Source organism: Shewanella saliphila, assembly GCF_014648295.1.
In the GTDB taxonomy this organism is placed as follows: domain Bacteria; phylum Pseudomonadota; class Gammaproteobacteria; order Enterobacterales; family Shewanellaceae; genus Shewanella; species Shewanella saliphila.
In genome coordinates, this window is record NZ_BMQV01000075.1 from 1 (window position 1) to 11,586 (window position 11,586).

Genomic DNA, 11,586 nt, shown 5'->3' on the forward strand with positions numbered 1-11,586 from the left:
CCATTGAATTTACCCGCTGAGATAAAGATGAAATGGTCTCAATTAAAAACATTAATCGCAGTAGAGCGTCATCGAAAAGTAGGTAACAAAACCAGTATAGATACACACTTTTATGTCAGCAGTGCAATATTGACATCAGAAACCTTTGGTACAGCGATTAGGGTTCACTGGCAAACGGAAAATAATCAGCATTGGCTTTTAGATACACTATTTCAAGAAGATAAGCAGAAGATGTATGATGAAGATGGTGCCAGTATTCTGGCTATTTTAAGGCGTTGGGCATTAAATCTAGTGAAGCTACATCCCGCTAAAACAAGCCAGAATCAGAAATTCAATAGGGCTTGTTGGAGTGATGATTTCAGGGAAGAGATTATTTTTGGCGCTGGTCAAAAAGTGTAATCAGCCCCTGGCCAATACAACCCCTTTTATTGCAGCAATGCTAGCGATTATTGTGGTTGGGGTGTATATCAATATCGTTACTGGAAAATGGTAGCTTGGCTGCGCTTATCAAATCACCCTTAATAACCTATTTATAAAAAACATAATCGAAACTGTTTGGAACATGCTTGATACTGTAGTTAACAAGAGCCGTCACATAAACCTAATGTATCAAACTTGTCGTTGATGCTGCTTAACATTTATTTTATTTGAATATGGAATGAGTTGATAAGTTGATTTCTGTCATTGCAAACATCATGGCATAATGTGGACAACGGGTTTGATATCCATTTGTTAATTGGGTTTTATATGAAAAAAATTGGCTATACCACAGGTGTGTTTGATTTGTTCCATATTGGTCATCTCAATGTGTTAAAGCGCGCCAAGCTTGAATGCGATTACCTCATTGTTGGGGTGACAAGTGACGAATTATCTATGTCGGCTAAAAATAAAAAGCCGGTGATTCCATTTCAAGAACGCCTGGAGATTGTGGAAGCAATAAAGTTTGTAGATGAAGTCGTGCCACAAATGAGCTATGACAAACTAGAAGCTTGGAACAACCTAAAGTTCGACAAAATGTTTGTTGGTGATGATTGGAAAGGTACTGACAAGTGGATTGAAATTGAAAAAGATTTTGCAAAATTAGGCGTAGAGATCATGTACTTTTCTTATACGACTCATACCTCGAGTTCTATACTGCGAGACGTGTTAAGTAAAATCAAATAGCCTACAGAGTCATCTTTGTTATTTAACGCCCTTATCGTGGTTACCTATAAGGGCGATAATTAAATTAAACGTCATAGCTCTTCTTTATCGCAAAGAATTAACTCCAACGATAATACTTTAATTTTTTTCGTATTTTTATCCGACGAATTAAGTTAAAAGGTTTTGCTTTAAGGTGAGATGTTCCTGAAGCAACCAATTTATCAATCGCATTTAATACCCGCTCACTCGACTGGCCATCTTTGTAAGGATGAATTGAACCACAATGCGTTTTTATCTTTTGCAACAAACTCTCATTTGGTTGTAAAGCGGTCTCTAACACCTGCTCTAATTGTGATGGCTGTTGAAAGTTAACCATCCATTCTTCTGGGCGTCGATTATTTAGCGCGACAACAACCTTCTCTTGTAAAGCAAACTCAGTCAGTATTGAAGAAGTGTCTGATAAAATGATATCGGCAGCTTGTAGCAGCGGTATAATATCTCCGGTTTCAACAAAGCGTAAGTTATTGCTTGATAAAGCTTTAAACATTGCCACTTCTTCAGCGGTTGCTTTGGGGTGTAATTTTACAATCCATTGCCAATCTTTAGTTTCAGCGAGTTGCTTAATAAATGGATGTAAGGCGTATGTACTGGTTAAGCTGGGTGAAAAAGTAGGGGCATACAAGATCACTGGTTTTTCAGACTGATATTTTTCAGTATCCTGATGTAATGAAAATAATGGATCAAGCTTTGACCAGCCGGTTTCTACTACCTCACAAGTCCCATCATTAATTGAGCTAAAACCTTGGGTAATGTTGGGGCCTTGTGTGCAATATAAGTCAAAAAAGCCTCGTATATTGAATTTGCCTTTTTTGCCGGAATCGAAGCCATGAAAAACTTGTACTTTTATCCCCGGGAAAAAATCAGGAATAAAGTTTCCAGGTGCTAACGTTGCTTGTGGATCAAATTTTTTGACTTGGTTAACGTCAGCCAAACGATCATCACTAGATAAGAGAAACTTTTCAGCCTCACTTCCTTTTGGTATAAACCAAGCCACTTTGCCACCACGTTTTTTAATCGCAATTTCAAGAGGCCTAAGTACACTAAAAGAGTATGACAATGTTACATAAAATAAATAGCGCATCTCATTTACTGCCTTTAAATTATTATTTGATTGTTCAAGCACGTTAACAACACCTACATTTACGTCTTTTTTGACATTAACACTAACACATACCGTAAGCCTATTAAGCTAGAGAGGGTAAATATTTTAATTATTAATGTCGTTGATTTTTAAGTAATTAGATTTTATTACCAAACCCTGGCAACCAAACCTTTAAGATAATAACCTTCAGGGAATGCACTGCTGATAGGGTGATCGCTTGCTTGATGCATACGCTCAACAAATTGCACTTCACGCTTGGCATCTAATGCTGCGTCGGCCACTACTTTTTGGAATAAGTCTGACTGCATTAAGCCTGAACAAGAGAAGGTCAGTAAGATGCCGCCTGGGTTCAGTAACTGCATCGCAATCATGTTAATGTCTTTATAACCACGACATGCGCCATCTAGCTGCGCTTTATTGTCGGCAAATTTAGGTGGGTCAAGCACGATGACATCAAAGGTTTTTCCTTCATCGCGATATTGGCGTAAAAGCTTGAAAACATCAGCTTCGTTGTAGTTAACATGATCATCATTAAGGTTGTTAATCGCCATGTTGTCGCGTGCTGTTTGCAGTGCTAAACCTGATACGTCGACGTTTTCAATGCTGGCCGCGCCCGCCTTTGCTGCGTACAAACCAAAAGTGCCTGTGTAGCAAAAACAATTGAGTACCGATTTTCCTTTAACGAAACGAGCCGCCATCGCGCGGTTGTCACGTTGGTCTAAATAAAAACCGGTTTTATGGCCTTTAACCACATCGACTGCGATTTTAATGCCGTTTTCTTCAATGATGACAGGCATTGGTGGCAATTCACCGTGCAGTAACCCCATTACTGGCGCTAAGCCTTCTTTTTTACGTGAATCAACATCAGAACGTTCATATACTGCGCAATCTGGATATTGCAGTACCAGTTGCTCCACAATGGTGTCGCGCCATTTTTCAGCGCCAGTACTGAGTAGTTGGCATACAAGCACATTGGCGTAACGGTCAATGGTGATACCGGGTAACCCGTCTGACTCGGCTGCAATTAAACGGTATCCCGTAAGCCCTTGCTCAATAATAAGGTCATCACGTCCTGCTTGAGCGCGTTTAATGCGTCTTGCAAAAAAGTCGCTATCAATTTGTTCTTGTTTATCGAAAGTCCATACCCTGACTTGAATCTGCGATTCGGGTGACCAGGCGCCACGCCCTAACCAGCGGCCGTCGTGTGCAACAACGTCAACCGTGTCTCCGGCTTGAGGTTTGCCGCCATTGACGTTGTGAATGCCGTTGGAAAACACCCAAGGATGGCGACGGTCTAATGAACGTTCGCGGCCGGGTTTAAGTTTAATTCTGATAGCCATGGTATTGCCTAATGTCGATAAAAAGTGAATAAAATTTCGCGATGCGAGTCATCGTTGCCATTGTGATTAGGCATTTTATATTGATGACATTAGCGTATTGCGATGAGTGCAGATCATAGCGTGTTTTGGGTATAAAAACCTGACAATTAAGTACTCTATTGAAGTAAATATCTACAGTAAACGGCAATATGATTCACAGAGTAATGATTAAATGCACAGAGGGTTACCTTGCAACAAAGTCGTATTGACGACACTTGACAGGGTAGAGTAACTATTCTACCCTGCGTGTAGAATGAACACTCTACCAGGTAAGTGTAATGTTAAAGCAACAAATTGCTGCACGATTGGAACAGGCATTTAGCCAATATGGCTTTGCTGAGCCTAGTGTGGCGCAGTTAAAGGCAGCATGTGAGGTGAGTTTACGTACCTTATATAAACATTATCCGTCGAAAGAGGCGATGATCATTGGTGCGCTTGCTTACCGTCATCAACGTTATTTGGATTTTTTACAACAAGGCTCACCAGCTACAGGAATTGAAGCTGTAAAACATATTTTTACCCAACTTAAATTATGGATGCAGCAATATGCCCCACATGGGTGTATGTCGATGAACGCCATAGCAGCCTTTCCTGATAATGCTGAAATAATCTTAGCAGTAAAGCAGCATAAACAAGATGTGCGCCAGTTTTTAGCTCAGCAAAGTCTACGAGCTGACTTAGCCACGCAGTTATTTTTACTCCATGAAGGTATATCAAGTGCATGGCCTTTATTGGGGGAGGAGGCCATTGTGTCGGCGCATCAAACGGTTAAGCAACTTATGGAGATAAACTTATAATGAAGACCATTCCAAGTGTTATGAAGGGCGTGCAACTACTCGGACATGGTGGTCCTGAAATGCTGCAATACCGTGCCGATATTGCGGTTCCAACCCCACACGCAGATGAGGTGTTGATCCAAGTGTTAGCTGCTGGGATGAATAATACCGACATAAATACGCGTATCGCGTGGTATTCAAAAGCAGAAGGCGATAGCGAAGATGCAAGTTGGTCTGGTAACCCGTTAACATTTCCACGCATTCAAGGTGCTGATGTCTGCGGTGTGATTGTTGCTGTAGGTGAAAATGTCGATCAGCAACGTATTGGCGAGCGGGTGTTAATAGAACCTTGTTTGCGACATGTGAAGGGGCAGTCTCTAGCGTTACCTTGGTATTTGGGTTCTGAATGCGACGGCGGCTTTGCCGAATATACCGTAGTGGCTGACAAACACGCTTATGCCATTAATAGCGAATTAACCGATGCTGAGTTAGCTTCGTTTCCTTGCTCGTATTCAACAGCAGAAAACATGCTAACTCGAGCAAAAGTAACGGCTAGTGATCGTGTGCTTATTTCTGGCGCCTCTGGCGGTGTGGGCTCTGCTGCAGTGCAGTTAGCTAAGGCTCGCGGCGCTTATGTTATTGCGATAACGAGCCCAAGTAAAAACCAGCAATTGCTCGATTTAGGTGTCGATCAGGTTATTGCCAGAGACGCAGATTTGGTTGATGTTTTAGGTGATAACAGCGTTAATGTGGTGATTGATCTTGTGGCCGGTGAACAATGGCCGCAGTTTTTATCAGTGCTAAAACCAGGTGGTAATGGTCGCTATGCAGTGTCTGGCGCCATTGGTGGTGCATTAGTTGAACTTGATATCAGAACATTATACTTAAAAGATTTAAGCTTTTTTGGTTGTACGGTACTTGAGCCACAAGTGTTCCAAAATCTTGTTAATTGTATTGAGCAAGGCAAAATTAAGCCTATTATTGCCAAGACTTTCCCGTTACAAGAGATCGATGCCGCGCAAGAGGAGTTTTTACAAAAACATTATGTGGGTAAGTTTGTATTAACAGTCTCTACAGTTGATAAAAGTTAATTCGTAGGCGTATCTGTTGCTGATCAATTAACAGCTTACTTTAGCAGGTAAGCTGTTTTTATATTGATTAACAGTTAAGTGGCTATTGTTTAGGGTGATAGTGACAGATTATTGAACGTGTTCTAAACCAAAGCCGTCAAGATAAGCCTTAATACAGATAAGTTTAGCGTTCAAATTGTTCAACGGTACCACTGAGCTTATCGGCTAAGTTGCTCAACTTGTTGCCTGCCATACTAATTTGCGCATTTCCTTCAGATACTGTTTCACCCAATAGTCTGAAATCCAGTACTTTACGTTTAACGGTATTAGCTTGTTGTTGAGAGGCTTGCGCTAGCATTGCCGCTTCTTGGCTAACCGTTGCCAGTGACAAAATGGTTTGTCTGCTTTGCTCTAAAGTAATGACCAACTGTTTAGCAAGCTCTACCGATCCCTGAGCTTTTTGTTGATTCGATGTCATATTGCCCACGGCGGATTGAATTGAGTCGACAATATTGGCCAGCATGGTGTTAATTTCTACCGTTGATTGGTGCGTGCGTATCGCTAATGTTCTAATTTCATCAGCGACCACAGCAAAACCTCTACCAGACTCACCCGCGCGAGCCGCTTCAATGGCGGCATTTAATGCCAACAGGTTGGTTTGTGATGCAATTTCAGCAATGGTTTTTACTACATTAGACACTTGCTTACCTGAGTTTTGCAATGTCAGTAACATGCTGGCGGTGGTTTCAATATCATCCGCTAATTCGTCAATACTATTGGCCGTGTGTTGTACTTCTTGTTGCCCTGCCGCCATACTTTGCGCGCCTTGTTGTGCAGAATCTGATGCACTTTGAGAATGCTCAACGCTTTGTTCCATGTGTTGTTCTAGCTGCGACATTACTTCAACTAAGCTCACAATAGAGTGTTGTAACTCATCAACCGATGACGACGATGTGTCAGTTGTATGGCTTAAGTGCGCCACGGTTTGACTGATACTGGCAATGGCATCATGTACATCGTTCATACCAAGGCGAAATACATTAATTAATCCGTTCACGCTGGTGGCCACATTCCCTATCTCAACAATGCATTCGTCTGACAATGTCGCAGTTAAGTTTCGGTTTTGTGCTATGCGAGTCAGGTCATTTGACAGTTGCTGTATCGGGCTAGCAATTTGTTTTTGTGCCGCTAAATAAGCACCCATTGCGACTAATACCATAAGGCCAACCAGTATGTAAATCAGCAAGGTGTTATCGCCCAGTTCGGTTTGGATATTGATGGCATTTTGGCTGGCTTGCGTTGAAATATCCTGTGCTAGGTTGTCGAGTTTAGTCGTTAATTCATTGGCGCTATTATTGAGTAAGTTCAATTGTTCACGAGCTTTATCCCAGTCAACAGAGGCTTGACTCATGGTCGCTTCTAATGCTGACAGCGCGGTATAAAGCGCATCAATTTGTGGCATTAGCTGTGTTGAAATCACTGAGTTTAGTTGTTGGTACTGCTGGTTAAGTTGTTCTGCAAGAGTGTTTTTTTGTTGGCTAAACTCACTAACATTAATCGTAGTACCGTAAAGAGAATACCCTATTAACACTAACTCTTTGGCATGGCTTTGTACGTTGGTAATGCTTTTTAGCGCAGGTAAAGTGTCATCCACAAACCCTGCCACTTCGTGTTTAACCGTTTGGTTACTGCTACTGAGTAAGCCTGCGGCAATCAAGGTCATCATTACCGTGGCAGCATAACCTAACAAAATACGGGCTTTTATGGTGTTAAACGCTTCAAGCATTGGGCGATACCTTAGGTTTATAGAAAGATAAGGGATAAGACCTGACAAGTGAGGTTTTATGTTCAGTTGATGATCAAATGTTGAGGATCAAGTGTAGATTGTTTTATTAAAAAATGTATCGGCAGCCTTAATAGCTTCTTTAAAATATAAACATCACTTAATCGATGCTTTCTATTATGGTTGTAAACTGAGGTTATATTTCGGATAAGTGAGGAGTGAATCTATATGACGTACTGTAATTAGGAGCTGTATGTCATATAAAGCTCAAAGCGCTGTTTCGATAACTGCACTCGAGTGTAAGATGTTAGCTTTCAAGCATAATGATGCCCATGGCGCAATTAAGCCAAGATTGAGTATCGTTTTGTTGTATCGAGACCTATGGGTAACACTTGTACAGTGACTAAAGTCGATAAGTTGTTATTGATATCTATGCGAGTAGCAAGCGTATTACAAGCGTTAAGCTCATATAGCCTAGCGGCTAGCGACATCATGGTTATCCGTTAACCATGATGTGACTAGCTAGCAAGCTGAGCCGACTCTGTTGATATCTCTACTGAGTGAGCCTGTTTAGACTCAATGTTCTTCCATACTTTGTCATGGAAATAAAACACCACAGTATTCACAGCGGGTTCTAGTAAGGCAATCGCACCACCGATAACAATGCTACCTGTTAATAAATAGGTAATCGTAAATGCGACGCTGAAGTGTAAAATGGCAAAGCTAATAGTCTTTTTCATGATGAATTCCCCCTGTTGATTTACCTAAATGATAACAGTTCTCATTATCAAGTAAAGAGGGTTGCTTCGATTGTTTCAAATGATAATTTCGATTAGGATTGTTTTTTTTATCATAAAACAATAAAAGCCCTTAAAAAGGACTTTTATTATTAATGAGGTTGCAGTGTTCTAGGCATCTACTTTGTAGATAAGTTAAGCCTTAGTAGTGCCAAGGAAAACGTGAGAAATCCTGGTCGCGCTTTTCTAAAAATGCATCACGTCCTTCCCGCGCTTCTTCGCTTGCATAAGCTAAACGTGTGGCTTCTCCCGCAAATAGCTGTTGGCCCACTAATCCATCGTCTGTCATATTAAAGCCATACTTAAGCATGCGCATTGCTGTAGGCGATTTTGAGTTAATTTCTTTGGCCCAAGCTAATGCTTCTGTTTCGAGCTCTGCATGTGGAATTGCACGGTTAACCATACCCATATTAAAGGCTTCTTCGGCGGTGTAATTAAAGCCAAGGAAGAAGATTTCACGGGCGCGTTTTTGGCCTATCATTTTCGCTAGGTAGGCGCTACCGTATCCAGAGTCAAAACTGCCAACATCAGGGTCAGTTTGTTTAAATACTGCATGCTCTTTAGATGCTAGTGTTAAATCACACACTACATGCAAGCTGTGGCCGCCGCCAACAGCCCAACCGGGCACAACCGCAATGACCACTTTAGGCATAAAGCGAATAAGTCGCTGTACTTCTAAAATATGCAGGCGCCCCATGCGGGCAACATCGGGTTGGCCTTCTTCAGTACCTTCGTATTTGTAGCCATCTTTGCCGCGAATACGCTGATCGCCGCCGGCACAAAATGAATGCTGACCTTTTGCGGAAGGGCCGTTTCCGGTTAGTAGCACGCAACCCACATCAGACCATTGTCTGGCATGGTCTAATGCTATAAAAAGTTCGTCTACCGTTTTGGGGCGAAATGAGTTTAAACAGTCAGGCCGATTAATCGCAATACGGACAGTGCCTTGTGATTTGGCTCGATGATAAGTGATATCAGTAAAATTGAACCCATCGACAACATCCCATAAGGCTGGGTCAAAGATGTCAGATACCGATTCTGTGTGTGATTGCGTCATAAAAAAACCTAACCCCTATTGTAAATTTTACATAAAGGCTAGGCTTATTTGTTACTTAGGTCAATCTGTTACCATAAAACCGTTAACTAACTCAGATATCAAATTTTATCGCAAATAAATTGTAAGTTCTCTTTGGAAAACACTGAATGACGTGCGCTACTATTGCAATATTGAGTTTTAAACTCAGTAATAGACTCATTACTGGCAAACACTCTATCTAACTCTCGGCTCTCTTGCGTTGATAACCGTTCTCGAATTTCTGATTTAACTTGTGGTATATGCTTGTCTATTTTAATGATTTTAGTACCCGTCATAGAATCAAGCTTATTGTCAGCCTTAGTAAACATACTTTTTATGTCATTAATTGGCTTATCAAGCTTGTCAGTTTCAGTCGCGAAGTAATATACAACTCCCGCGATTATTGCTAAACCTATCCAGCCTCTCATCTTTTTATCCAATAATGTGTTATTACCTATATAATAAGCTAGTTGTCGTTCAATATTAAAGCAGTAAGGCTGTAAAATGACGAAAGAATCTAACCCCAAGGATTTCGCTAAACACCAACGTATCAAAATCCATCAACCAGATGCCAGTAAAGCAGACCGATTTAATCCACGCAACCGTATTTACGTTCGTGCTATTGATGGGCTATGGACTAAGTTACGTCGCCAAATGGGGTGGGTGGCAATGTCTTTCTTCTTATTATTACCATGGTTACCCTGGGGAGATCGTCAAGCAGTATGGTTTGACCTTGCTCAACAGAAGTTCCATGTATTCGGCTTAACCATTTGGCCACAAGACCTAACATTACTGGCCGCTCTATTTACCATTGCCGCCTTTGGGCTGTTTTTTGTGACGACATACCTTGGCCGGGTATGGTGTGGGTACACTTGCCCGCAAACCGTGTGGACCTTCATCTTTATATGGTTTGAAGAAAAGTTCGAAGGTGCACGTAATAAACGTATCAAGCTTGACCAAATGCCATGGAGCTTTAACAAGTTATGGCGTAAAACGGCAAAACATACATCGTGGCTCCTCGTCTCACTCATTACCGCCACAACCTTCGTATCTTATTTTATCCCTAGTCGTGAGCTTTATATCGACTTTATTACCCTCAATGCCAGTGGTGCTATCTATTTCTGGATCATCTTCTTTACGATTGCCACATACGGTAATGCAGGGTGGATGCGAGAAATCATGTGTATTCACATGTGTCCTTATGCACGCTTCCAAGCTGCAATGTTTGACAAGAACACTTATATAGTTGGATACGACTCGGCGCGAGGTGAAACTCGTGGTCCACGTACCCGTAAGCAAGATCCAAAAGAAATGGGGTTAGGTGACTGCATAGATTGTGACTTGTGTGTGCAGGTATGCCCAACAGGGATCGATATCCGTAACGGTTTACAATATGAATGTATTAACTGTGGAGCCTGTATTGATGCTTGTGATAATACAATGGAGCGCATGGGATATGACAAAGGCTTAATTAGCTACACCACCGAAAACAAACTCGAAGGTGTACAACAAAAAGTCTTACGTCCAAAGCTAATTGGTTATGGAGTGGTATTAACGGTAATGGTGATGTTATTCATTTATGCTAGTGCCACCATCGCACCCGTTAGAATGGATGTCATCCGCGATCGTAATTCGTTATTCAGAGAAAACAACCAAGGTAATACCGAGAATACATTCACATTAAAAATCCTCAATAAAACTGAGCAACCCCAAGAATATGAATTAAGTGTTGAAGGCTTGCCCAATGCACAATGGATTGGGCCAAAGCATGTCTCTATTGAGGCGGGTGAAGTTTTAACATTACCGGTGAGTATTGCAGTAGACCCAATTGAACTGAAAAGAACCATTACCAAGATTGATATTAAAATCACTGCAGAGATTGATGGCAATCCAGTAGAGATAAAACAAGAAACTCGATTTTTTGGCGGTTAAAACTGAGCAAAATAGCCAAAAAAGGGACGAATAGTCCCTTTTTTGTTCTTTTCGATTGAAAAAACATCTCTCAGTCATGTTTTTGCAATATTTCTGCTTTTTACGCTTGCACAAAAATTTAAGCTCCCTATAATGCGCAACCACTGACACGGCAGACGTCGCTGACAGGTTGGAAGGTTCAAATTGAAACTTTCAACGGTGAAAAGAAAGTTTGAAAAAACACTTGACGCCAACACGGGAAAGCGTAAAATACGCCTCCCAAGCCAACGACCTAGCGTCTAACGGCGATGCACGAAATAAGGCATCAACGCTCTTTAACAATCAAAACAAGAAATCTGTGTGAACATTCACAGGTATTGAGTTATTCGAAATTGTCTTCTTGTTCTTCGGAACGTAGGCAATCAAAAAATTTAACTCAATGATGAGAATGTTCATAGTTATATGACACTGCAGTAATGTAGTGAATAAT

12 protein-coding genes are annotated in these 11,586 nt (G+C 41.3%); 6 read left to right on the forward strand and 6 right to left on the reverse strand.

Annotated elements, in window-relative coordinates:
* Both IEY48_RS19780 and IEY48_RS19785 read left to right on the forward strand, forming a co-directional pair.
* Positions 1-399 (forward strand): ISAs1 family transposase (locus tag IEY48_RS19780; RefSeq protein WP_188923268.1); only part of this gene is annotated, 399 nt, incomplete at its 5' end.
* Positions 400-747: 348 nt separating this feature from the next.
* Entirely contained in the window at positions 748-1,164 is a 417-nt protein-coding gene (locus IEY48_RS19785) for an FAD synthase family protein (protein ID WP_188923269.1), read from the forward strand.
* A 97-nt stretch (positions 1,165-1,261) separates the two neighbouring features.
* On the opposite strand, the gene IEY48_RS19790 is transcribed toward IEY48_RS19785, so the two are convergent.
* Entirely contained in the window at positions 1,262-2,326 is a 1,065-nt protein-coding gene (locus IEY48_RS19790; RefSeq protein ID WP_229786598.1) for a CDP-glycerol glycerophosphotransferase family protein, read from the reverse strand.
* A gap of 125 nt (positions 2,327-2,451) precedes the next feature.
* The gene (locus IEY48_RS19795; protein WP_188923270.1) at positions 2,452-3,645 is read right to left on the reverse strand and encodes a class I SAM-dependent rRNA methyltransferase; all 1,194 of its coding nucleotides are present in this window, start codon (positions 3,643-3,645) and stop codon (positions 2,452-2,454) included.
* Between the two features lie 317 nt (positions 3,646-3,962).
* Between IEY48_RS19795 and IEY48_RS19800 the strand changes: the two genes are divergently transcribed.
* A complete protein-coding gene (locus tag IEY48_RS19800; RefSeq protein WP_188923271.1) occupies positions 3,963-4,481 on the forward strand; it encodes a TetR/AcrR family transcriptional regulator in 519 nt (172 codons plus the stop codon).
* Entirely contained in the window at positions 4,481-5,551 is a 1,071-nt protein-coding gene (locus IEY48_RS19805; RefSeq protein ID WP_188923272.1) for an alcohol dehydrogenase family protein, read from the forward strand. The genes IEY48_RS19800 and IEY48_RS19805 overlap by 1 nt, the downstream gene beginning before the upstream one ends.
* A gap of 163 nt (positions 5,552-5,714) precedes the next feature.
* Here IEY48_RS19805 and IEY48_RS19810 read toward each other — a convergent pair whose 3' ends face one another.
* Complete coding sequence (locus tag IEY48_RS19810) at positions 5,715-7,316, reverse strand: methyl-accepting chemotaxis protein (RefSeq protein WP_188923273.1); 1,602 nt, start codon at positions 7,314-7,316, stop codon at positions 5,715-5,717.
* 378 nt (positions 7,317-7,694) lie between these two features.
* On the opposite strand from IEY48_RS19810, the gene IEY48_RS20575 reads away from it, so the two are divergent.
* On the forward strand, positions 7,695-7,820 hold the full coding sequence (locus IEY48_RS20575) for a hypothetical protein (RefSeq protein ID WP_268244304.1): 126 nt from the start codon (positions 7,695-7,697) through the stop codon (positions 7,818-7,820).
* An 11-nt stretch (positions 7,821-7,831) separates the two neighbouring features.
* On the opposite strand, the gene IEY48_RS19815 is transcribed toward IEY48_RS20575, so the two are convergent.
* The 3 genes from IEY48_RS19815 to IEY48_RS19825 form a co-directional block, all read right to left on the reverse strand.
* Complete coding sequence (locus IEY48_RS19815) at positions 7,832-8,053, reverse strand: DUF2061 domain-containing protein (protein WP_188923274.1); 222 nt, start codon at positions 8,051-8,053, stop codon at positions 7,832-7,834.
* 199 nt (positions 8,054-8,252) lie between these two features.
* Positions 8,253-9,167, reverse strand: a complete 915-nt coding sequence (locus IEY48_RS19820) for a 1,4-dihydroxy-2-naphthoyl-CoA synthase (protein WP_188923275.1) — start codon at positions 9,165-9,167, stop codon at positions 8,253-8,255.
* 98 nt (positions 9,168-9,265) lie between these two features.
* On the reverse strand, positions 9,266-9,613 hold the full coding sequence (locus IEY48_RS19825) for a hypothetical protein (protein WP_188923276.1): 348 nt from the start codon (positions 9,611-9,613) through the stop codon (positions 9,266-9,268).
* Between the two features lie 76 nt (positions 9,614-9,689).
* Between IEY48_RS19825 and ccoG the strand changes: the two genes are divergently transcribed.
* On the forward strand, positions 9,690-11,117 hold the full coding sequence (gene ccoG, locus IEY48_RS19830) for a cytochrome c oxidase accessory protein CcoG (protein WP_188923277.1): 1,428 nt from the start codon (positions 9,690-9,692) through the stop codon (positions 11,115-11,117).
* The last annotated feature ends 469 nt before the right edge of the window (positions 11,118-11,586 follow it).